A 22036-nucleotide genomic window follows, 5' to 3' on the forward strand; every position below is an offset into this window, starting at 1 on the left:
AGTCACGCTTCGACATAGTTACAGTCGTGTAATTTGGCTGGCGAATGGGGCGGCGCAGCGCATAACCTTAGCCAACTGCGGTCGGGATTCCGTCGCGGGGGAAGGGAATATTCCATTTCTAAGGCCGCGACGTTCCGGAAGCCGGGCCGCGTCGAACATCAGGAGACGACCTTGAGAACCCAGAAAATCCGTAATCGGCTGCTGTCGACGACGATGATCGGCGGATTCGCCGCTCTCGCCTTCGCCGCGCCGGCCATGGCCCAGGACGCCCCGGCGTCGCAGGACCTCGACGATGTCATCGTCACCGGTTCGCGCATTCCGCAAACCAACCTGGTCACCACCAGCCCCGTGACGCAGGTCACCGGCGAGGACATCGACATCGCGGGCGTGACCCGGGTCGAGGACCTGATCTCGCAACTGCCGCAAGCCTTCGCCGCCCAGAACTCGACCGTCTCGAACGGCGCTACGGGTACGGCCACGGTTTCGCTGCGCAACCTCGGCTCGTCGCGCACCCTGGTGCTGATCGACGGTCGCCGCATGGGCTACGGTTCGCCGAACGACGACGCAGCCGACCTGAACCAAATTCCGGAACAAATGGTCGAGCGTGTTGAAGTCCTGACCGGCGGCGCCTCCGCCGTTTACGGTTCGGACGCTGTCGCCGGTGTCGTCAACTTCATCATGAAGAAGGACTTCGAAGGCCTGCAGATCGACGCCCAGTACGGCTTCTATCAGCACACCAACGACTATGACGGCGTGGGCAACCTGCGTGCGGTCGTCGCCGCCCGCGGCGCGACCAACCCGGCCCAGTTCGCCCTGCCGGAAGACGATGTCTCGGATGGCGAGAGCCGCTCGCTCAATATTCTGATGGGCGTTGCGGCCCCGGACGGCCGCGGCAGTGTGATGGCCTATGCCGGCTATCGCAACAACAACCCGATCCTGCAGCGCGACCGCGACTATTCGGCCTGTTCGATCGCCACTCCGGCCAGCGCCACGCCGCAATCCTTCACCTGCGGTGGTTCGGGCACGTCCTTCCCCGGTCGTTTCACCGACTTTGCGACGTTCAACCAGACCCTGGGCGCCGGACGCACCTTCGTGCCGTTCAGCAACGCCCTGCACCAGTACAACTATGGTCCGATCAACTACTATCAGCGTCCGGACGAGCGCTACACCCTGGGGGCCTTCGGCCGCTATGAGGTCAATGACAATGCCGAGGTGTTCGCCCAGCTGATGTTCTCCGACTATCGCTCGGTCGGCCAGATCGCGCCGTCGGGCAACTTCTTCAGCACGTCCGACATCAACTGCGGAAACCCGCTGCTCGGCGCCCAACAGCGTACGACCATCGGCTGTACGCCGGCCGACGTCGCTGCCGACAACCGCCGCACGCTCTACATCGGTCGCCGCAACGTGGAAGGCGGTGGTCGTCAGGACGACCTGAACTACACCTCCTATCGTGGTGTGGTCGGTGTTCGCGGGGAGCTCACCCCCGGCTGGAACTATGACATCGCCGCGCAATATTCGCGCGTCGCCCTGGCCCGGACCTATCTCAACGACTTCTCGGTCACGCGCCTCGGTCGCGCGCTCGACGTCGTCAACGTCGCCGGCACCCCGACCTGCCGCTCGGTGGTCAATGGCACCGACCCGAACTGCGTCCCCTACGATATCTTCATCGTCGGTGGCGTCACCCAGGCGGCCCTCGACTATGTGCAGATCCCGCTGATCCAGCGCGGTGAAACCACCCAGCAGATCGTCACCGCGGCCATCACGGGCGACACCGGCTGGTCGATGCCGACCGCCGCCCGCAACGTTCAGGTCGCCTTCGGCGCCGAGTATCGCCGGGACGGCCTGTCCTCCACTCCGGACTCCGCCTTCGTCTCGGGCGACGGCGCCGGTCAGGGTGGACCGACGATCGGTCTGTCGGGCGCCGCGGACGTCGCCGAAGTCTTCGGTGAAATCCAGATCCCGCTGGCCGACGATCAGCCCTGGGCCTATTCGGCCTCGGTCGACGCCGCCTACCGTCGTTCGGAGTACGACGCCTTCGGAGCCGACACCTACAAGTTCGGCGCCGACTACGCCCCGATCGAGGACATCCGCTTCCGCGCCAGCTATTCGCGCGCTGTGCGGGCGCCCAACGTGATCGAACTGTTCGCCTCCCAGGGGGCTGGCCTGTTCGACCTGGATCGTGACCCCTGCGACGCCACTACCGGCGCCGTGGCGGCGAACTGCATCGGCGGGGCTCCGCACCAGGTCACCGCCGGCCAATCGGGCAGCGGCGCCCTGAACAGCCCGGCGGGTCAGTATAACCTGCTCGCCGGCGGCAACCCGAACCTGAACGCGGAAGTGGCGGACACCTACACCTATGGTGTGGTCTGGACGCCCAGCTTCGTCCCGGGCTTCAACTTGACGATCGACTATTTCGATATCGCGGTCGAAGACCTCGTGTCGTCGATCGGGGCCCTGAACACCATCGCCCAGTGCTACGGCGCGTCGCCGGATGCCGCAGCTTGCGGTCGTATCCGTCGTAACGTCGGTGGTCAGCTCTGGATCGGCTCCGGCCAGGTTGAAGACCTGAACAACAACATTGGTGGCCTCGCCACCACGGGTTGGGACTTCAACGCCAACTATGCCTTCGACCTCGAAGACGTGGGCATGTCCAACATGGGTTCGATGCAGTTCGCCTTCGTGGGCACCCTGCTGGAATCGCTGGTCACCGACACCGGACTGGGCGCGGCCAACTCGGTCTATGACTGCGCCGGCTTCTACGCCAACCAGTGCGGCGTCCCGAACCCGGAATACCGCCACCGCGCCCGGGTCACCTGGCTCACCCCGTGGGACCTGGACCTCACGGCCACATGGCGTCACTACGGCGAAGCTGAAGTCGCCGTTCTCGCGGCGAACGGCTCGCTGAATAACGGCGGCGCCCGTATCGATCGCTACTTCGATGCCGAGAACTACCTCGACCTGGCTGCCGTCTGGCAGGTGATGGATACCGTCACCCTCCGCGCCGGCGTCAACAACGTCCTGGATGACGATCCGCAGCTGACGCTGAGCACCGGTACGACCGGCAACGGCAACACCTTCCCGCAGCTGTATGACTCGCTGGGCCGTTACTTCTTCGTCGGTGTCACCGCCAACTTCTAGGGCCTGACTTCGAGAACATCTGGGGCGGCGGATCTTCGGGTCCGCCGCCCTTTTTATTGCCCGGGCCGCCGCCGCAGAAAAACCATCTGCCCTGTTCAAGCGTTGCGGTCTGACCTTCCCGTTGCACGATCCCGGATGTCTTCATGTTTCTCAGCCTCGTCTCCGCCCTCGTCATCGCCACGCAGACTCCGCCTCCAGCCCAGGACGTCGGAGTCATATCCACCGCGCCGGGCGTCGATGTGGTCGAGGCGGAACGCTTTCGCGAGGCCGTGGCCTACGCCAATCCGATGCCGCGGGGCGCGCCGGAGAGCGACTATCCCCTCGTCGCCTGGTGCGAGGCGCTGGTGAACGGCCATGTTGCGCTTGGCGAGACCCTGACCAACGGCGATCCACTGGATCTGGACATCATCCGTCTGGGCAAGCTGGAGGCGTCTGATTTCCGCGCCGCCCTGATCGCCGCCGAGCCGCGCCAGACCGCCGCCAGTCGCGCCGCCGCCGCCGCCGCCGCCGCTGAAGCGTCCGCCAGATGGACCTCTCTCGTCGGTCAGGAAGAGGCCGTGCGCAGCCAGGCCTTCGGCCTGTTCTTCGGCCTGCCGGGCCGCTGCGAACACGCCGCGCGCCGCATCCGTGAGCACATCACCACCCCGCCGGCCACACCCGCGGACGTCGGTTTGGAATAAGGGTCCGCCGAGGGGAACGCGCTATGACTTCAGGAACGCCGCCCGCCAGCCGATCCGTTGACCTCCGGCGTCCGTCAGTTCGGCGCGTTCCGTCAGCGCCAGCCCCGCCTGGGCTGCTCGCTGGATAAAGGCATCCCGACCCGGTCCGTCCAGCGCGGCCCGGGTTTGGCTTTGCTGGCGATGCCGCCACGCTGCATTCCCGGCCTCGAAAACCTCGAGGCGGGCGAGGGCGCTTTTCGGCTCATACGAGGCGACGCCGCGCGCCAGGTCATCGAGATAACCCACCATGTAGCGCACTGGCTCGAACGCCACCGTCGGCTCGAGCCGGACGGCGGCCTGCTGAACCGCGGACCTCAGCGCGTCTTCCGCTGCGGCGGCGGGCAAGCCCTTGAGGTGGGCGGTAAAGGCGCGGCGGGCGTGGCGGATCGCGCCGGATTTGCCCAGCACCGCGTCATAGGCCGCGATCTGCTCCGCCGTCTGCCGAGTGATGACGCTGTCGGAATGGTGGATCAGCATCAATGCCCGGCCATCCGGCTTCAGCACCCGACCGAGCTCCTGGAGCGCGGGCCGGGTGTCCGCATATTCGATCCCGAACTGCGATGAGGCGCCGTCAAAGGACGCCGCAGGGAAGGGCAGCTTTTCCAGGGCGACGCCGCCCAAAAGCCGACAATCAGGGGGCATGCGCGCGCCTGCGGCCTCGACATCGGCATAGTCGACGCCCGTGATCGCGAAGGCCTTGCCGCACGCCGCAGACGCGCCGCTCGCATAGCCCGCCACCTGACCGTTTCCGGTAGCGAGATCCAGCAGGTGCGCGCCGGCAGCAAAGGACTGGAACCAAGTCCCCCAGATCGGTTCGGTGTCAAATGCGACCGGTCCGGCCGCCGTCTGCACCGTCATGACGTCAGTGCGACCGCTTCGCCAATAGTCGCTCCAGTGCCAGCCGCGCCGCTTCTCGGAAGGCGAAGGGCTCATGCCGGCTCCAGTCAGACCGTGAATCGGGACCGCGCCGAGCCTCGCCCGCCGCCCTGCCTTGTTAGATCAACCCGCCGGTCCGGCCAAGCGGCCGGCTTCCTGCGTCACGCTGCGTCGCTTCGCGCGGGCGCGCCGGGGTCATAGTTGAGGATCGGCGACAGCCAGCGCTCGGCCGTCGCCACGTCCCAGCCCTTGCGCCGGGCGTAGTCGGCGACCTGGTCCGGATCGATCTTGCCGACGCCGAAATAGTGGCTCCCGGCATGGCCGAAATACAGGCCCGACACCGACGCCGGGGGCGTCATGGCGAAGCTTTCCGTCAGCGCCATGCCGGCGTTGTCTTCGGCCTGCAGCAGCCGGAACAGCGTCGCCTTCTCCGTATGGTCGGGCTGGGCCGGATAGCCGGGGGCTGGGCGAATGCCTTGATATTGCTCGGCGATCAGGTCCTCGACCGTCGTCGCCTCGTCCGGCGCATGCCCCCACAGCTCTGTCCGCACCTTCTTGTGCAGCGCCTCGGCGAAGGCCTCGGCCAGGCGGTCGGCCAGGGTCGTCGCCATGATGGCCGAATAGTCGTCGCCGGCCTCCTTGAACCGTTTGGCGATCTCCAGCTCGCCGTGGCCGGCGGTCACGGCGAAGGCGCCGATGTAGTCAGAGCCGGTCTCGGCCACGAAGTCCGACAGGGCCAGATTGGGCTTGCCGTTCGACTTCCTGATCTGCTGGCGCAGGGTGTGGAAGCGGGCCACCTCCTCGGTTCTGGTCTCGTCGGCGTAGACGGCGATGTCGTCGCCGACCGCATTGGCGGGCCAGAAGCCGACCACGCCCCGGGCGGTGAACCATTTCTCGTCGACGATCCGCTTCAGCATCGCCTGTGCATCAGCGAACAGATCGCGGGCCGCCGATCCTACGATCTCGTCCTCGAGGATCAGCGGATAGCGGCCGATCAGCTCCCAGCCGGCGAAGAAGGGGGTCCAGTCGATGTGGTCGGCCAGATCGCCGAGGTCCCAGCTGTCGAAGGCGCGCACGCCGAGGAAGGACGGCGCGCAGGGCAGGGGGACCGCCGGATCGGCCCGGAAGCGGTTCTGGCGCGCGGCGGGCAGGGCCGCCCGCGCCTTGACCTCCTGACCGCGCGCATATTGCTCGCGGATGCGGACGTATTCGTCGCGCGTGATGGCCTCGTTCTTCGCCCGTTCGGTCTTCGACAGCAGGCCCGAGACCACGCCGACAGCGCGGCTGGCGTCGATGACATAGGTGGTCGAACCGGCGCGATAGCCGGGTTCGATCTTCACCGCCGTATGCGTACGACTGGTCGTCGCCCCGCCGATCAGCAGCGGAATGTCGAAGCCGCGGCGCTCCATCTCGCGGGCCACGAACACCATCTCGTCCAGCGACGGCGTGATCAGGCCCGACAGGCCGACGATGTCGACCTTGTGCTCGACAGCGGCGTCGAGGATGCGGTCGGCCGGGACCATGACGCCCAGGTCGATGACCTCGTAGTTGTTACACTGCAGCACGACGCCGACGATGTTCTTGCCGATGTCGTGGACATCGCCCTTGACCGTGGCCATCAGGATGCGGCCGGCCTGCTCGCGCGGCTTGCCGGCCTTTTCGGCCTCCATATAGGGCTCCAGCCAGGCGACAGCCTGTTTCATCACCCGCGCCGACTTGACCACCTGCGGCAGGAACATCTTGCCCGAGCCGAACAGGTCGCCGACCACATTCATCCCGTCCATCAGCGGACCTTCGATGACGTGCAGCGGCCGGTCGAACGACAGCCGCGCCTCCTCGGTGTCGGCGTCGATGTATTCGGTGATGCCATTGACCAGGGCGTGTTCAATCCGCTTGCCGACAGGCTGGTCGCGCCATTTCAGATCGACGACCCGGGCCACGCCCTTGTCGCCCTTGTAGTTCGGGGCGATGTCGACGAGGCGTTCGGTGTTGGAGACGTTGGTCCGCTGACGGCGATTGAGGATCACGTCCTCGACGGCCTCGCGCAGCGTCGCCTCGATGTCGGTATAGACGGGCAGGTCGCCGGCGTTGACGATGCCCATGTCCATGCCCGCCTGGATGGCGTGGTACAGGAAGACGCTGTGGATCGCCCGGCGCACCGGCTCGTTGCCGCGGAAGCTGAACGAGACGTTCGACACCCCGCCGGACACCCTCACGTACGGCAGGGTCGCCTTGATGACCTTGGTCGCCTCGATGAAGTCGACAGCGTAGTTGTCGTGCTCCTCGATCCCCGTCGCCACGGCGAAGATGTTGGGGTCGAAGATGATGTCCTCGGGCGGGAAGCCGACCTCGTCCACCAGGATGCGATAGGCGCGGGTGCAGATCTCGATCTTGCGCGCGGCGGTATCGGCCTGGCCGACCTCGTCGAAGGCCATGACCACCACGGCGGCGCCGTAGCGCAGGCATTTGACCGCCTGTTCGCGGAACTCGGCCTCGCCCGCCTTCATCGAGATCGAATTGACGATCGGCTTGCCCTGGACGCATTTCAGCCCGGCCTCGATGACCTCCCATTTTGAGCTGTCGATCATCACCGGCACGCGGGCGATGTCGGGCTCGGCCGCGATCAGGTTGAGGAAGGTGACCATGGCCTGCTTCGAATCCAGCAGGCCCTCGTCCATGTTGATGTCGATGACCGAGGCCCCGGCCTCGACCTGCTGACGCGCCACCGACAGGGCGGCGGGATAGTCGCCGTCGATGATCAGCTTCTTGAATTTGGCCGAGCCGGTGACATTGGTCCGCTCGCCGACGTTGATGAAGGTGGGACGCATTACAAACTTCCGCTCATCCCGGCGAAAGCCGGGACCCAGTGCTTTCGCAAGGCAGGGTGCATGGGATTGCGGGCGGCGTGATCCGGATGCGTGTCATCACCCAGAGCACTGGGTCCCGGCTTTCGCCGGGATGAGCGGAGAAGGGTAAGCATCATGCCACCAGCTCGAACGGTTCGAGGCCGGACAGCCGCATGGCCACCGGCCGCTCCGGAATCGCCCGCGGCGTCATCCCTGCCACCGCCTCGGCCGTGTGCCGGATATGCTCCGGTGTGGTGCCGCAGCAGCCGCCGACGATGTTGACCAGACCCGAGGCCGCCCATTCCTCGAGGAAGTGGGCGGTCTGGTGCGGTTCCTCGTCGTACTGGCCCATGGCGTTGGGCAGGCCGGCGTTGGGATAGGCGGCGACCAGGGTGTCGGCCACCCGGCTCAGCTCGGCGATGAACGGCCGCATCAGATCGGCGCCCAGGGCGCAGTTGAAGCCGATGGCGAACGGCCTGGCGTGGCGCACGCTGTTCCAGAAGGCTTCGGCCGTTTGGCCTGACAGGGTCCGGCCGGAACGGTCGGTGATCGTGCCCGAAATCCAGATCGGCAGGGCCTCCATACCCTCGTCCTCGAGGTCCTTGATGGCCTTGATCGCGGCCTTGCAGTTCAGCGTGTCGGTGATGGTCTCGATCAGATAGAGGTCGACCCCGCCCTCGTTCAGCGCCTTCACCTGATGGCGATAGGCGTCATAGACCTGATCGAAGGCCACCAACCGGGCGCCGGGGTCGTTCACGTCCGACGACATCGACAGCATCTTGTTCAGCGGCCCGATCGAACCGGCGGCGAAGCGCGGCTTGTGCGGCTCCTTTTCCGTCCAGCGGTCGGCGGCGGCGCGGGCCAGTTTGGCGCCCTCCAGATTGATGTCCCGGACCGACTGTTCGTCGAGTTTGTAATCGTCCTGGGCGATGACCGTGGCCGAGAAGGTGTTGGTCTCGGAGATGTCGGCGCCGGCGGCGAAATACTGGTCGTGCAGGCCGGCGATGATGTCCGGCCGGGTCAGGCACAGGATGTCGTTATTGCCCTTCATCTGACCGTCGTGATCCTTGAAGCGGTCGCCGCGGAAATCCTCTTCCGACAGGTCGCTGCGCTGGATCATCACGCCCCAGGCGCCGTCGAGGACGAGGATGCGTTCCTTTGCGACCCGGTGAAGGGCGGCGATGCGTTCGCTGCGGGTCATGAACAACTCCAAAGCCCTGCCCCTTGAGGGGGGAGGGTTGGGTGGGGGTGGAGGCAGGCTGATAAAGGACGGGTGCGAAAGGCGCGGTCGACCGATAGGCGACGCCTCAGGCGCCTTGTCCGGAGGGGAACTGCCTCCACCCCATCCCCCGACCCCTTCCCCCTCGAGGGGAAGGGGAGGGCATGCGCGACTGTCGAGAGATCACGCATCGGCCCGCGTCTCACGCACACCCAGCACCCGGCAGATGGCATAGACCAGGTCGGCGCGGTTCAGGGTGTAGAAGTGGAAGTCGGCGAAGCCTTCCTCCTGCAGCCGGGCGCAGGTCTCGGCGGCCACCGAGGCGGCGATCAGCTTGCGCGTCTCCGGGTCGTTGTCCAATCCGTCGAAATGCGCCGCCAGCCAGTCGGGCACGGCCGCGCCGCACGCCGCTGACATCCGCTTCAGCCCGTTGAAATTGGTCACCGGCATGATCCCCGGCGACAGCGGAATGGTGATCCCCGCCGCCCGCACGCGATCACGGAAACGCAGGAAGGCGTCGATGTCGAAGAAGAACTGGCTGATCGCCCGCGTCGCGCCGGCGTCGACCTTGGCTTTCAGAACGTCAAGATCATGGTCGGCGGAAGGGCTCTCCGGGTGACCCTCGGGATAGCAGCCGACGATGACGTCAAACCCGCCTTTTGCGGTGATCGCGGCGGTCAGTTCGGTCGCATTGGCGTAACCATCCGTACGCGGAACATAAGCCCCGCCGATGCCGTTCCCGCCCGGCGGATCGCCGCGCAGGGCCACGATGTGGCGCACTCCGGCGTCGCGATAACCTTCGATGACGGAGTCGACCTCCTCGCGGCTGGCCTCTACGCAGGTCAGGTGCGCCGCCGGCGTCAGCGGGGTCTCGGCGAGGATGCGCTCCACCGTCCGGTGGGTCCGCTCGCGGGTCGAGCCGCCCGCGCCGTAGGTGACTGAGACGAACTCGGGCGCCAGCGGGGCCAGACGGGTGACCGCCTTCCACAGATTGACCTCGGCCTCGTCGGACTTGGGCGGGAAGAATTCGAACGACACGCTCGGACGCGACAGGTCTTGCCCCGCCCGGGCCACGGGCCCCAGCGGCGACAGCAACAGGGCGCGGGCCTCGGCCAGGCTGCGGGGGGCGATGCTCATGCGACCTTCTCCGCGGCGACGGCCGGGCGTTCGGCGGTCCAGATCGAGACGGTCAGACCATCTGTGTCGGGGGGCAGGGCGATCGGTGCGCTGGGGGTCAGACCGGCGGCGGACAACCAGCGCCGCATCTCGACATCGGAGAAGCCGAGCCGGCGGTGCTGATGCTCTTCGCGCAGATATTCGAGCTGATGCGGAGCGAAGTCGACGATCAGCAACCGACCCCCCGGCATGACCAGCCGCGCCGCCTCGGCCACCGCCGCCGCCGGATCGGCGAGGTAGTGCAGAACCTGATGCACCATCACCAGATCGGCGCTCTGTTCGGGCAGGCGGGTGGCGAAGATGTCGCCGTGGCGCAGCTCGACCTTGTCCAGCCCCGCCCTGGTCACATTGGCGCGGGCGATGTTCAGCATGTTCTGGCTGAGATCCAGCCCGACCGACATCCTGGCCTTCCTGCCCAGCAGGGTCAGCATCCGGCCCGAGCCGGTGCCCAGGTCGACGACCCGCTCGAACGGTCCGTCCCCCGCGGCGCGGGTGATGGCGGCCTCGACCGCGCCTTCGCTGACGTACAACGAGCGGATCCGGTCCCACTGCGGCGCGATCCGCTCGAAATAGGCTCCGGCCGCCAGTTCGCGGTCGCGCCGGACGGCTTCCAGCCGCCGGTCGTCGGCCTCGCCCGCCGAGACGTCCAGCAGGTCCAGCACTGTATCGATCAGCCGCCGCGCCGGCAGGTCCGACGACAGGCGGTAGAAGACGCGCGCACCGTCCGGAAACCGCTCGATCAGGCCGGCGTCGGCCATCAGCTTGAGATGGCGGGACACTCGCGGCTGGCTCTGGTCCAGAATGCGCGACAGCTCCATCACGGACAGTTCCTCGCCGGCCAGCAGCGACAGCACCCTCAGGCGGGTCGGCTCGCCTACGGCGCGCAGGGCTTCGACGGTCTGGTCTGCAGTCAACGACATCCCTTTATATAAAGATATCCTTATATGATTTGGCAAGGAAAATCGCTGGTCAGACCCCGGATCCGGGATCAGTCTGCGTGCAACGGCTAACCGTTGTCGTGAGGCCATCCATGACCCTTCGCCCGATCAACCTCATCGCCCCCTTCGTCCTTCTCGCCGCGCTCGCCGGATCGGCGGCCGCCCAGACCCCACCGCCCCCGGGGGGCGGCATGGGGGGTGGAATGGGCGGCGGCATGAGCCTGCCACGCACATCGGAGGAGGTCGCGCCCTGGTCCGCCCGCATCTTCACCCGGCTGGACGTCAATCAGGACGCCAGCATCACCGGCGATGAGCTGGCCATTTTCGCCAACCCGACGGTTGCGGCCATGGGCGGCTCCCGCATGCGCGCCATGATCGTCCAGTCCGACGCCAATCGGGACTCCCGCATCAGCGCCGAGGAATTGTCCGCCGGGGCGCAACGGATGTTCACCCGCATGGACCGCGACGGCGACGGCCAGCTGGCTGACGACGAACTGCCCCAGCGACCGGCGCCGCCTCCGCCCGTGGCCATGCCGCCCCCGGCCTCGACCATGCCGACCTTCCCGGACAATCCGCCCGACGGGGGTTGATCCCGACCGGGGGGGCTACGGAACCGGCGTCTTCAGCGGCTCGCCCGCAAAGGCCGCCCGCAGGTTCTCTATCAGCAGCGTCAGCATGCCCTGCACCGCCTCCGTGGTCGCCCCGCCGGTGTGCGGCGTCAGTACGGTGTTGGGTACGTCGGCCCAGCGCGCCGCGTCGGTCGGCTCCTCCTCGAACACGTCCAGCGCCGCCTGACCCAGCCGGCCGTCCTTCAGCGCCGCGATCAGGGACGTCTCGTCGACCAGCTGACCGCGCGCGACATTGACCAGCAGCCCTTGCGGCCCCAGCGCCTCGATCACCGCCCGCGAGATCAGGCCGCGATTGCTTTCGTCGGCCTTGCAGGCGACCACCAGTATGTCGCTGTCCCGCGCCAGCTCCAGCAGCGTGTCCGCGCGCGGCCACGGGCTTTCCTTCTCGCGCGGCCCCCACCAGCTCACCGCCATCCGCATCGCGTCGCCGCGTCGCGCCACCGCCTCGCCGATCGATCCCAGGCCGACGACACCCAGCCGCTGGTCCTTCAGCGACGGGGTGATCATCTTGGCGTCCACCGTCCAGCCGCCGGCTCGCAGGGCCCGGTCCCCGGCCGCGATCTGCCGCCGCGCGGCCAGGATCAGGCCCAGCGCATGGTCGGCCACATCCTCGTGATTGACCCCCGGCGCATGGCTGACCGGCAGCCCCCGCGCCCGGCACCAGTCGACATCAATCCCGTCATAGCCCGAGGTGAAACAGGCGATCAGCTGCAGCGCCGGCAGGCTTTCGATCAGCGCCTTGTCCAGCGGAAACTCCCCCGCCACCACCAGCGCCCTGATCTGCCCCTGCGCCTCTGCCGGCGGCCCCTCCCAGAAGCGCCAGACCGTCCATTCGCTCTCGAGAAAGGCCGTCAATGGCGCGAGGTGGCGCTGCATGATGAGGAGGGCAGGGCGGTGGGGCATGTGGCGATTAGATCAGGCGACTGGGTCATGGCCAAGCCTGCATCGGCGAGCGCACCGGCGGCGGAGGTTCGGGACGCCCCGACAGGCGGCGTCCCGTTACCCTTATTGCCAGTGGTCGTGTCCCTGCGGCGAATACCACGCGTCGTCGACCATGGGCCGCCAAGCCGGATCGCCGTCGTCGAAAAGGTTCAGCATCCGGTTGTCCTTGGCGGGGACCAAAGTCGACAGGTCGCTGCCTTCGAAAGCGAAGTCGCCAAACCCTGCGCCGGGTAGCACCAGCGGCCCAACGTCCAGTTTGCCCAGAACAAACTCGTCGTCAGCGAGCGCCGGTTGCACAAAGGCGGTCGTCGCCTTGCCGGAGGCGATCGACGGGATCGCCACCATGTCGGACAACCTCGCCGTCGAACCGTCGCCGAAGCGCAGCCACTCGACCTGGGCGAGGGAGTCGATCCCGTCCCGCAAGGCCATGGTGTCCTCGACCGGATAGGCGCCGGCGGTTGCGCCCGCGGTGATGACATAGTCCGACCGCACGCCGGCCAGAACGACCACGTCCACGCCCCCGCCGCCATTGATCGTGTCATCGCCGGATCCGCCCGTCAGCGTATCGTCGCCTCCCAAACCGTTCAGCGTGTCGTGGCCTGCACCGCCGTCCAGACGGTTGGCGCCGTCCTCGCCCGTCAGGAAGTCGTTGAACGCCGAACCGATCAGATCCTCGATGCTGAACAGGGTATCAGACGCGCCGTCGCCGTCATTCGACGCCTTCGACGCCTTCAGCTTGACCGTGACGCCCGCGGCGGCGTCGGAATAGTCGGCCGTATCGCGTCCAAAGCCGCCGTCCAGTATATCGGCGCCTCTGCCTCCAGCGAGCACGTCATCGCCAAACCCGCCGCTCAGCCGGTTGGCAACGTGGTTGCCGGTCAGGACGTCGTCGCCCGACCCGCCGGTGGCGTTTTCGATCGTCACGCCGTTGGCGATGGTGAATCCGGTCCAGGCGCCGAGGGCGTGCGACACGCGCCCGCCGCCGCCTTCCTCATACTTCAGGGTCGCCGCGCGCAGATCGATAGTGGCGTCGCGTGCGCCGACATAGCGGATTTCGTCGGTCCCGCCGCCGTCCCAGATCGTTGAATAGAAGGCGCCGGCCTGGTTGACATCGCCGATGGTGTAGACGTCGTTGCCTCTCGCGGTTTCCTCGTTGACGCCGTACTTGTCCTGTAGCACCGCGATGTCGAGCGGGCTCAGCGTGCCGACCCAGCCGAAATGATCGACCTGCGTGCCGGTAATGCCACCCGACCGCGGCCGCCCGTGGCCGTCGGGAGCGCCGCCCGACTCCAGGCCCTCGTTCCAGCCGTCATTGTACGACATGACGGTGAACACCTGCTGGCTCAGGCCGAAGTCGCCGTACTGGCCGCCGATGGCGCCTTCCACCGGGTCATCGCTCGGTCCGGCGCCGCGCATCACGCTGGAGCGGCCCCCGTTGTCGTGCGGATGGGCCATGCCGTGGCCGTGACCGAGTTCGTGCAGCAAGGTGGGGAAGTAGAAGCCGCCCTGCGAGACGCCTTCCTCGGTCCAGCGCGCGTCGCCGGAGTTGACCTCCATCTGGCCGGCGTTCTGCTCGCCGGGAGGGCTCATGCGGCCCAGCAGGCTGGCCCCGACGCCGGGCGTGCCTTCGTAGGTGATGATCTTGATGTCGGCTTCATTGCGGTTGAACACCCGCACATACTGGATGTCGGCGACGCTCTCATAGATGTCGAAGGCCTTTTCGAAGGCGGCTTTCTCCCAGTCCTTCATGCCTTGGGCGACGATGTTCTCGGTCAGCCCCGGGCTGGTCGGGTTTTCGCTCACAAAGATGTCGCCGGTCTGGGCGTAGTAGTAGGTGATGACGTTCTTGCCGACGATCCCATAGTCGCTGTTGACGATTGGGGAGCCGCCGTTGGCGACGCCGTTGTCCGTGCGTGTGCCGTTATCGCCATCCGGATTGCGCGAAGTGCGCGAAAACTGGGTTCCCCAGTCAAGGGAATGCAGCGGGCTGTCGGGTGAATAGAAAGGCACGTAGGCGCCCGGAGCGCTGGTGTCCACGGTCGCGGCGAATATCTCGTAGTCGCCGACGAAATCCCCGCTCGTCCCGTTGGCGCTTGCGTTGTCAAAGGCCCGGGCGTTGACGTAGAAGGTCCCGCTGCTCTGCGCCGTATACGTCAGGATGGCGTCCAGGCCGGAAGGCGTGTTCGGCCCCCCGCCGTCGGCCGTCACCACCAAGTTGCCGAGCGAGTCATACAACTCGATGTAGGCGTCAGCCAGAGGGACGCCGCTCGGGCCGCCGGTGACCAGGAACATGCTGATGTCGTAGGTCCGGCCCTCGACCAGCTGGATCGAATAGTAGTCCTCGTCGCCGATCGTATCGATCGTGGAAACCACATGGGCGCCATCGATCGCCAGGGTCGCCGTGGTTGAGGTATCGCCGGGGATCAGGTCGGTGGTGATCAGGGCCAGGGGCAGGCTGGTGGGGCGCGGTCCGTCGCCGACGCCGTCCTGAAACTCGGTGTAGCGCTTGCTGCACCCGCAGCCGCAGCCGAGGTTCCAGCCGGCCCGGGCATCGTCAGGATCATTGGCCGCCAGCACCAGCGGGGCTGGCGACACGTGGCCGACCGCGGTTAGCGACAGGTCCGAAAAGCTCAAGGGCGCATTCCATCGCCCAAACGACGAGGGGAGCCAGTCCCCGTCCAAAATCTCGTTCCGCACCTTGCTGGAAAACGCCGCCATTCGATCCTCCCTGGTTGACTGCCATCCGGCTGCCGCTCGCGGCGGACAATCGGCCTCGCAATGCCAACGAACGGAGATCGGTGTTTCATCCCCGCCGTTCGTGCTGATGAACAGACGAACCGCAAAGGATGCTTGATCGACGGGCGCCGGACCCTTGCAGGGACGGCCCGGACCGGCGTTCAACGATTGGCGCTACCAGTTGGGATCTGCCCCGTTCCCACGGCCGCGTTTCAAAGGCGGACGAAACCGGTTACGGACGGAAATCGACGATCCGGGACAGTTTGTGGGCTGGCGACGAACTCGCTGTGCCAATAAAACTGAAGGCGCGCCCCGCGTTACCGCCCGAATTTCTGGAACTTGATCCTGTGCGGGATCAGGCTCTCCACCCCCAGCCGCCGCTTCTTGTCTTCCTCGTACGCTTCGAAGTTGCCCTCGAACCATTCGACGTGACTGTCGCCTTCAAACGCCAGGATGTGCGTCGCCAGACGGTCGAGGAACCAGCGGTCGTGGGAGATGACCACGGCGCAGCCGGCGAAGCCTTCCAGCGCCTCCTCGAGGTTCTGCAGCGTCTCGATGTCGAGGTCGTTGGTCGGTTCGTCGAGCAGCAGCAGGTTGCCGCCGGTCGCCAGGGTCTTGGCCAGGTGCACGCGGTTGCGCTCGCCGCCTGACAGCTGGCCGACCTTCTTCTGCTGGTCGCCGCCCTTGAAGTTGAAGCTGCCGACATAGGCGCGGGTGTTGATCTCGCGCTTGCCGACCATCATCACGTCGGTGCCGCCCGAGATGACTTCCCAGATGGTCTTGTTGGGCTCCAGATCGTCGCGGCTCTGGTCGACATAGGCCAGTTTGACCGTCTCACCGACCTTGATCACGCCCCCGTCGGGTTTCTCTTGTCCGGTGATCAGGCGGAACAGGGTCGACTTGCCGGCGCCGTTTGGCCCGATGACGCCGACGATGCCGTTGGGCGGCAGTTTGAACGACAGGCCCTTGAACAGGATCTTGTCGCCATATTCCTTCTCGAGGTTCTCGACCTCCAGCACGACATTGCCGAGGCGGGGGCCGGGCGGGATCTGGATCACCGCGTGGGTCTGGGCGCCGCGCATGCTTTCCTGCTCGTCGACCATCCGCTCATAGGCGGCCAGACGGGCCTTGGACTTGGCCTGACGGGCCTTGGCGCCCGAGCGGACCCATTCCAGTTCGCGGGTCAGGGCGCGCTGGCGGGCTTCGGATTCCGAGTTCTCCTGCACCACGCGCTTGGTCTTGGCCTCAAGCCAGCTGGAGTAGTTGCCCTCGTGCGGATGGCCCTTGCCGCGGTCCAGCTCCAGCGTCCACTTGGTCACCAGATCGAGGAAGTAGCGGTCGTGGGTCACCAGGATGACGCAGCCGGGGAAGGCCTCGAGGTGATGCTGCAGCCAGGCCACGGACTCGGCGTCCAGGTGGTTGGTCGGTTCGTCGAGCAGCAGCATGTCGGGCTTGCTCAGCAGCAGCCGCGCCAGCGCCACGCGGCGCTTTTCACCGCCAGACAGGTTGGTCGTGGCCGACTCGTCGGGCGGACAGCGCAGGGCGTCCATGGCCATTTCGATGCGGGCGTCGATGTCCCAGACGTCGCCGGCGTCGATCTTTTCCTGCAGGGCCGTCATCTCGGCCATCAGCTCGTCAGTGTATTCCTCGGCCATTTCCATGGCGATGGCGTTGAAGCGGTTGACCCACTGCTTCTCCTCGCACCAGGCCTCGACGTTCTCTCGGACGGTCAGGCTGTCGTTGAGCTGGGGCTCCTGTTCGAGGTAGCCGCGCTTGATCCCGTCGGCGGCCCGGGCCTCGCCGTTGAACTCGCTGTCCAGCCCGGCCATGATTTTCAGCAGGGTGGATTTACCCGAGCCGTTGACCCCGACCACGCCGATCTTGGCGTCGTTGTAGAAGCTCAGCCAGATGTTCTCGAAGATCTTCTTGCCGCCGGGAAAGGTCTTGGTCAGACCCTGCATCTGGAAAATATATTGCTGCGCCATGAGGTGCGGTGCGCCCTGTCGTCTGGAGGTGTCGGGAGGTTGGCGCGGGGTGTAGCCGCCGCGCCGCCGTTCGGCAAATCCCTAGGTGCGGGGGAGGGCGGTTTGATGGCCGATCAGGCGTAGTTGAAACTCACCGAGATCCGCTCGCTTTTCGCCGCGTTCGGCGGCACCTCGTGGCGCAGCCAGCTTTCCCACATCAGCACCGTCCCGGCGGCCGGCGCCAGATAGACGAAAGGCCGCTCCGCCTCGGGCGCGTCGGCGTGGACGCCGGGGCGGGCCATCATCATCGGCAGGCGCGGGTCCTCCAGCTTCAGCGCGGAGGCGCCGTCGGGGACCTCGACATAGACGGTGCCGCTGAGGAAGGCGTGTGGATGGATATGGCCCGTGTGGCCGCCGCCGGGCTTGAGGATGTTGACCCACAGGCTGTCCAGCCGCGGCTTGTGCGCCAGATCGAAATTCAGCGCCTTCGCATAGGCGAGCGCGTGCCGGTCCAGATGGCGCTTCAGGTCCGCGAACTCGGGCATGCGGTGAGGCAGGTCGGCCAGGGAGCCGTAGGAGGTGTAGCCGCGATAGCCGTGCTCCCGGCACCAGGCCCGCCCGGCCTGATCCTCGAGGGCCAGCATGCGGCAGGCGTCGGCCAGACCGGCGTTGAAGGCGGCGAAGCCCGGCGAGGCGGCCAGCGAGGCCTCGTAGACCTGGGTGACGAAGAGGGGACGCAGGGACATGGGGGCTCTCTAGCGCAAGGGGCCGGCGATCAGAAGGGCAGGGCGGCCTCGCCCCGCAACACCGCCTCCGCCTCCGCCGTATGCTTCGCCCCCGACCTGTCGTGCAGCACAAGCGGCGGCAACAGCCGCAACGGCGCCCTGCCGGTCTTGATGGCCTGCACCAGCACCCGTTTTGCCGGTTCGTCCGCATACGGATGAATGCCGCGCACGGCGAACGAACCCGCCGTCTCCCCCAGCAACCCCAGCAGGTCGGCCAGCCGGTCGGCCCGGTGGATGATCACGATCCGCCCGCCCTCGCGCACGGACTTCAACAGAAATGTCGTCCAGGCCTTCAGCCCGTCGTCGGCCATCCAGGCCCCGCGCTTGCTGTCCGCCGGCGCCCGCAGGGCGCCCGGGTCGTCGAAGAAGGGCGGATTGCTGATGGCCCAGTCGAACGGCGGCAGGTCGAGCGTCCGGAACCCCGCCGCGACGTCGCCCTCGACGATCCGGGCGTCCGCCCCGTTCAGCGCCGCATTCTCCCGCGCCAGCGCCGCCATGGCCGGGTCGCGCTCCAGCCCGGTCAGGGCCGCGTCGGGACGCCGCGCGGCGATCTGCATCATCACCGCGCCCGCGCCGCAGCCCGCCTCGATCACCCGCTGCCTCGGCCCGGCCTCCACGGCCGCCGCCAGCAGGGCGGCGTCCATGCCCGCGCGGTAGCCCTTGGCCGGCTGACGCAGCCGGACGCGCCCGCCCAGCAGGGCGTTCTCGACGGCGGCGCCTTCGAATTGAGGGAACGGTGCGACGGTCACGCGGCTTGACCCTTCATGGAGCGATCACCATTGTGCGCCGCATCGTCGCCGGGCAAGGCGGCGGCTGGATATTCGGGCGTGATTCTCCCCCGCGCCGCCGTTTCGATGAGTTTCCCGTTGGACGCTTTCACCGTCGCCGAGCCCCGCTCGAAGGGGAATGTCGAGCCGCTCGTGCGGCTGGCGGCGCGCGACATGGCGACCGTCGACGCCCTGATCCTCGACCGGATGCAGTCCCGGGTGCCGGTCATCCCCCTGCTGGCCGAGCATCTGATCTCCGCCGGCGGCAAGCGGCTGCGGCCTCTCCTGACCCTGGCAGCCGCGCGCGCCTCCGGCGCGGCGGGCGATATCACCGCTTCGGTCAAACTGGCGGCGGCGGTTGAGTTCATCCACACCGCCACCCTGCTGCACGATGACGTGGTCGACAGCTCGAACCTGCGACGCGGCAAGGTCGCGGCCCATCTGATCTGGGGCGCGCCGTCCAGCGTCCTGGTCGGTGACTTCCTGTTCGCCCGCGCCTTTGAACTGATGGTCGAGACCGGCCAGATGCGATCCCTGGGCATCCTCGCCCGCGCCTCCAGCGTCATTTCCGAGGGCGAGGTGCTGCAGCTGACGCGCGCCCACGACCTGAATCTGGATCAGGAAACCTATCTGCGCATCATCTCGGCCAAGACCGCCGAACTGTTCGCCGCCGCCGCCGAGGCGGGCGCGGTGGGCGCGGGGGCTGACGAAACATCCGTCGAGGCCCTGCGCGTCTATGGCCTGAACCTCGGCCTGGCCTTCCAGCTGGCCGACGACGCCCTTGACTACGGCGGCACGTCCGAGGTTCTGGGCAAGAACGCCGGCGACGACTTCCGCGAGGGCAAGGTGACCATGCCCCTGCTGCTGGCCGCCGCCCGTACGCGCGGCCGCGAGGACGCCTTCTGGGACCGCACCATCAATCAGGGCCAGCGCACCGACGACGATTTCCGCCGGGCCCGCGAACTGGTGTTCGGCACCGGCGCCGTCAGCGCCACCCTCGACACCGCCGGTGAGTACGCCGACGTCGCCAAGGCCGCCCTGCGGGCATTGCCGGCGAGCGATTGGCGCGAAGCGCTGGAACAGCTGGCGGATTTCGCGGTCAGCCGGGCGGCCTGAGCGTTCAGCACGCGATCGCGGAAGCGTGCCCTGCGGCCGCGAAATCCAGCAACGGCCGGTCACGGGTCATGAGCCTGTAGTGGAAGGCGCGCGCGGTCGCGGCGATGACCCGGTCGGCCGGGTCACGGAGCCCGGGTGCGTTGAGCTCGGTCGCAGCGACGAGGACCGCGGGCGACAGCTCGGCGCGATCAATACCAGCCTCCACCAAAGCTTCGAACCAGGTCAGCACCGGCATGGCGAGGGCGATCCGCCGCTTGGAAACCAGCATGCCGACCTCCCACGCGGTGATCGGAGACACGAGGACGGACGTCCCGGCGGAGAGGGTCGATCGGACTTCGTCCAATGCGGGGCTCTTCATCTCCCCCGCCGCGAGCCAAAGCGCCGCGCAGGTATCGAGCAGAATTGGACGGTCAGTCACGCTCCGCGTCCCAGATTTCTCCCGTGGGCTCAGTGAGATCGACCCCGGGCATGATCGTGACTGTTCCGCCCAGCCTTTCCCGAATGCGGTCCAGGATAAGCCGACCCCGGTCGGCTTCGGCTGGCGGCTTGGCATGGCGAAACGGAGCGGTCTTCTCCTCCACTGCGGTGGCGCTGGGACCATTTGAAAGCCAGCCCGGAGCGACGCCAAGAATGGCGGCGAGCATCGTCAACTTTCCCGGGCGAGGAAACACCTCCCCGGACAACCATTTCCGGACGCCTTCAACTGTTACTTGCTCATTGAACCGACGCTGCATTTCGTCGCGGATCCAGCGTAGACGGCCCCGATGGCGCGGCGGCACTCCTGCCGCATCGCAAGCCTGCAAAAGCCGCGCGGCGAAAGCGGCTTTGAGAGCCGCCGAATCCACTGGCTGGGTCATTGAAAAGTCTCCGCTCCGAAATCCGTGTTATGGTAGTCGGAGTTGAAACAATATTCAAAAGTGAATCTAGCGCAGACCCGCGCAAAACCGCTGGATCCGCCGGCAGCCTTCCTCCAGCACGCTCTCGGACGTCGCATAGCTGATGCGGAAATAGGGGCTCAGGCCGAAGGCCGAGCCCTGCACCACCGCCACCCCTTCGGCGTCCAGCAGTTCGGTCGCGAACGTGTCGTCGCTGTCGATCACCACGCCGCCGCCGGTCGTCTTGCCGATCAGCCCCTCGATCGACGGATAGACGTAGAAGGCGCCCTCGGGCGTGGCGCAGCGGATGCCGGTGGCCTGGTTCAACATCGACACGACCAGATCGCGCCGCGCCTCGAAATGTTTCGCCCGCTCGGCGATGAAATCCTGCGGCCCGCTCAACGCCTCGACCGCCGCCCACTGGCTGATCGAGGACGGGTTGGACGTGGTCTGTCCCGCCACCTTGCGCATCAGGTCGATCAGCGGTTTGGGCCCGCCGCCGTAGCCGATGCGCCAGCCGGTCATGGCGTAGGCCTTGGACACGCCGTTCACCGTCAGCGTCCGGTCGTAGAGGTCCGGCGCCACCTGGGCGATCGTGCGGTAGTCGAAGTCGCCGTAGATCAGGTGCTCATACATGTCGTCGGTCAGGATCCAGACCTGCGGGTGACGGCGCAGCACGGCGGCCAGCGCCTCCAGCTCGGCCCCCGTATAGGCCGCGCCGGTCGGGTTCGACGGCGAGTTCAGGATCAGCCATTTCGTGCGGGGCGTGATCGCCGCTTCCAGCGCGGCGGGCTTCAGCTTGAAGCCGTCGGCCTCATGCCCGACCACCCGCACCGGCTCCCCGCCCGCCAGCAGCACCATGTCGGGGTAGCTCACCCAATAGGGCGCCGGCACGATCACCTCATCGCCGGGCGACAGGGTGGCCAGCAGGGCGTTGTAGATCACCGTCTTGCCGCCGGGGGCGACATGGATCTGGTTCACCCCATAGGTCAGGCCGTTCTCGCGCGAGAATTTGGCTGCCACCGCCGCCTTCAGCTCGGGAATGCCGTCGACGTCGGTGTATTTGGTCTCGCCGCGCCGGATCGCCGCGATGGCGGCCTCCTTGATGTTCTCCGGCGTGTCGAAATCCGGCTCGCCGGCGCCCAAGCCGATCACATCCCGCCCCTCGCGCTTCAGCTCACGCGCCCGGGCGGTCACCGCCAGGGTGGCCGACGGCTTGACGCGGGCGAGGGCGGAGGACTGCAGGCTGGACATGGCGACTCCGGAGACGGCGACCATTCCTTACGCAGTTGCGAAAGAGCGATCAAATG

The 22036-nt window shown here is 67.1% G+C and carries 17 protein-coding genes; 4 read left to right on the top strand and 13 right to left on the bottom strand.

Features of this window, described 5'->3' with window-relative positions; genetic code table 11:
- Window positions 1–171 precede the first annotated feature (171 nt).
- On the top strand, window positions 172–3138 hold the full coding sequence (locus tag ACTIEW_RS09015; RefSeq protein WP_439477574.1) for a TonB-dependent receptor plug domain-containing protein: 2967 nt from the start codon (window positions 172–174) through the stop codon (window positions 3136–3138).
- A 143-nt stretch (window positions 3139–3281) separates the two neighbouring features.
- On the top strand, window positions 3282–3818 hold the full coding sequence (locus ACTIEW_RS09020; RefSeq protein WP_439477575.1) for a hypothetical protein: 537 nt from the start codon (window positions 3282–3284) through the stop codon (window positions 3816–3818).
- Between the two features lie 21 nt (window positions 3819–3839).
- Here ACTIEW_RS09020 and ACTIEW_RS09025 read toward each other — a convergent pair whose 3' ends face one another.
- The 5 genes from ACTIEW_RS09025 to ACTIEW_RS09045 form a co-directional block, all read right to left on the bottom strand.
- Window positions 3840–4715: a methyltransferase domain-containing protein gene (locus ACTIEW_RS09025; protein ID WP_439477576.1), complete on the bottom strand. Its 876-nt coding sequence runs from the start codon at window positions 4713–4715 to the stop codon at window positions 3840–3842.
- 179 nt (window positions 4716–4894) lie between these two features.
- The gene (gene metH, locus ACTIEW_RS09030; RefSeq protein ID WP_439477577.1) at window positions 4895–7561 is read right to left on the bottom strand and encodes a methionine synthase; all 2667 of its coding nucleotides are present in this window, start codon (window positions 7559–7561) and stop codon (window positions 4895–4897) included.
- A gap of 151 nt (window positions 7562–7712) precedes the next feature.
- Window positions 7713–8780, bottom strand: coding sequence for a homocysteine S-methyltransferase family protein (locus ACTIEW_RS09035; RefSeq protein ID WP_439477578.1), 1068 nt, complete (start codon window positions 8778–8780; stop codon window positions 7713–7715).
- 201 nt (window positions 8781–8981) lie between these two features.
- Window positions 8982–9935, bottom strand: coding sequence for a methylenetetrahydrofolate reductase [NAD(P)H] (metF, locus tag ACTIEW_RS09040; RefSeq protein WP_439477579.1), 954 nt, complete (start codon window positions 9933–9935; stop codon window positions 8982–8984).
- Window positions 9932–10894 carry an ArsR/SmtB family transcription factor gene (locus ACTIEW_RS09045; RefSeq protein WP_439477580.1) on the bottom strand — a complete coding sequence of 321 codons (963 nt, stop codon included), beginning with the start codon at window positions 10892–10894 and terminating at the stop codon, window positions 9932–9934. The genes metF and ACTIEW_RS09045 overlap by 4 nt, the downstream gene beginning before the upstream one ends.
- Before the next feature lie 110 nt (window positions 10895–11004).
- Between ACTIEW_RS09045 and ACTIEW_RS09050 the strand changes: the two genes are divergently transcribed.
- Window positions 11005–11502, top strand: coding sequence for an EF-hand domain-containing protein (locus ACTIEW_RS09050; RefSeq protein WP_439477581.1), 498 nt, complete (start codon window positions 11005–11007; stop codon window positions 11500–11502).
- Between the two features lie 15 nt (window positions 11503–11517).
- Here the strand turns inward: ACTIEW_RS09050 and ACTIEW_RS09055 are convergent, their stop codons facing one another.
- The 5 genes from ACTIEW_RS09055 to ACTIEW_RS09075 form a co-directional block, all read right to left on the bottom strand.
- Complete coding sequence (locus ACTIEW_RS09055) at window positions 11518–12444, bottom strand: 2-hydroxyacid dehydrogenase (RefSeq protein ID WP_439477582.1); 927 nt, start codon at window positions 12442–12444, stop codon at window positions 11518–11520.
- Between the two features lie 102 nt (window positions 12445–12546).
- Entirely contained in the window at window positions 12547–15117 is a 2571-nt protein-coding gene (locus ACTIEW_RS09060) for a matrixin family metalloprotease (RefSeq protein ID WP_439477583.1), read from the bottom strand.
- 419 nt (window positions 15118–15536) lie between these two features.
- Complete coding sequence (gene ettA / locus ACTIEW_RS09065; protein ID WP_439477584.1) at window positions 15537–17204, bottom strand: energy-dependent translational throttle protein EttA; 1668 nt, start codon at window positions 17202–17204, stop codon at window positions 15537–15539.
- A gap of 113 nt (window positions 17205–17317) precedes the next feature.
- Window positions 17318–17929 (bottom strand): TIGR02466 family protein, encoded by a 612-nt coding sequence (locus tag ACTIEW_RS09070; protein ID WP_439477585.1) that lies wholly within the window; start codon window positions 17927–17929, stop codon window positions 17318–17320.
- Window positions 17930–17958: 29 nt separating this feature from the next.
- Entirely contained in the window at window positions 17959–18717 is a 759-nt protein-coding gene (locus ACTIEW_RS09075; protein ID WP_439477586.1) for a tRNA1(Val) (adenine(37)-N6)-methyltransferase, read from the bottom strand.
- Between the two features lie 105 nt (window positions 18718–18822).
- On the opposite strand from ACTIEW_RS09075, the gene ACTIEW_RS09080 reads away from it, so the two are divergent.
- Window positions 18823–19851: a polyprenyl synthetase family protein gene (locus tag ACTIEW_RS09080; RefSeq protein ID WP_439477643.1), complete on the top strand. Its 1029-nt coding sequence runs from the start codon at window positions 18823–18825 to the stop codon at window positions 19849–19851.
- A 4-nt stretch (window positions 19852–19855) separates the two neighbouring features.
- On the opposite strand, the gene ACTIEW_RS09085 is transcribed toward ACTIEW_RS09080, so the two are convergent.
- The 3 genes from ACTIEW_RS09085 to ACTIEW_RS09095 all read right to left on the bottom strand — a co-directional run bounded on the left by ACTIEW_RS09085 (window position 19856) and on the right by ACTIEW_RS09095 (window position 21980).
- Window positions 19856–20269, bottom strand: a complete 414-nt coding sequence (locus ACTIEW_RS09085; RefSeq protein ID WP_439477587.1) for a type II toxin-antitoxin system VapC family toxin — start codon at window positions 20267–20269, stop codon at window positions 19856–19858.
- Window positions 20262–20708, bottom strand: coding sequence for a hypothetical protein (locus ACTIEW_RS09090; protein WP_439477588.1), 447 nt, complete (start codon window positions 20706–20708; stop codon window positions 20262–20264). The genes ACTIEW_RS09085 and ACTIEW_RS09090 overlap by 8 nt, the downstream gene beginning before the upstream one ends.
- A gap of 66 nt (window positions 20709–20774) precedes the next feature.
- Entirely contained in the window at window positions 20775–21980 is a 1206-nt protein-coding gene (locus tag ACTIEW_RS09095) for a pyridoxal phosphate-dependent aminotransferase (protein WP_439477589.1), read from the bottom strand.
- Window positions 21981–22036 lie beyond the last annotated feature (56 nt).

The organism is Brevundimonas sp., assembly GCF_051860745.1.
In the GTDB taxonomy this organism is placed as follows: Bacteria; Pseudomonadota; Alphaproteobacteria; order Caulobacterales; family Caulobacteraceae; genus Brevundimonas.

What these genes read in the sequence shown, in the direction of transcription:
- ACTIEW_RS09035 (WP_439477578.1), bottom strand. Translation starts at nt 8,780, where the DNA reads ATGACCCGCAGCGAACGCATCGCCGCCCTTCACCGGGTCGCAAAGGAA.
- ACTIEW_RS09050 (WP_439477581.1), top strand. Translation starts at nt 11,005, where the DNA reads ATGACCCTTCGCCCGATCAACCTCATCGCCCCCTTCGTCCTTCTCGCC.
- ACTIEW_RS09055 (WP_439477582.1), bottom strand. Translation starts at nt 12,444, where the DNA reads ATGCCCCACCGCCCTGCCCTCCTCATCATGCAGCGCCACCTCGCGCCA.
- ACTIEW_RS09095 (WP_439477589.1), bottom strand. Translation starts at nt 21,980, where the DNA reads ATGTCCAGCCTGCAGTCCTCCGCCCTCGCCCGCGTCAAGCCGTCGGCC.
- ACTIEW_RS09070 (WP_439477585.1), bottom strand. Translation starts at nt 17,929, where the DNA reads ATGTCCCTGCGTCCCCTCTTCGTCACCCAGGTCTACGAGGCCTCGCTG.
- ACTIEW_RS09090 (WP_439477588.1), bottom strand. Translation starts at nt 20,708, where the DNA reads ATGACCCAGCCAGTGGATTCGGCGGCTCTCAAAGCCGCTTTCGCCGCG.
- ACTIEW_RS09045 (WP_439477580.1), bottom strand. Translation starts at nt 10,894, where the DNA reads ATGTCGTTGACTGCAGACCAGACCGTCGAAGCCCTGCGCGCCGTAGGC.
- metH (WP_439477577.1), bottom strand. Translation starts at nt 7,561, where the DNA reads ATGCGTCCCACCTTCATCAACGTCGGCGAGCGGACCAATGTCACCGGC.
- ACTIEW_RS09020 (WP_439477575.1), top strand. Translation starts at nt 3,282, where the DNA reads ATGTTTCTCAGCCTCGTCTCCGCCCTCGTCATCGCCACGCAGACTCCG.
- ACTIEW_RS09025 (WP_439477576.1), bottom strand. Translation starts at nt 4,715, where the DNA reads ATGACGGTGCAGACGGCGGCCGGACCGGTCGCATTTGACACCGAACCG.
- metF (WP_439477579.1), bottom strand. Translation starts at nt 9,935, where the DNA reads ATGAGCATCGCCCCCCGCAGCCTGGCCGAGGCCCGCGCCCTGTTGCTG.
- ettA (WP_439477584.1), bottom strand. Translation starts at nt 17,204, where the DNA reads ATGGCGCAGCAATATATTTTCCAGATGCAGGGTCTGACCAAGACCTTT.
- ACTIEW_RS09080 (WP_439477643.1), top strand. Translation starts at nt 18,823, where the DNA reads ATGAGTTTCCCGTTGGACGCTTTCACCGTCGCCGAGCCCCGCTCGAAG.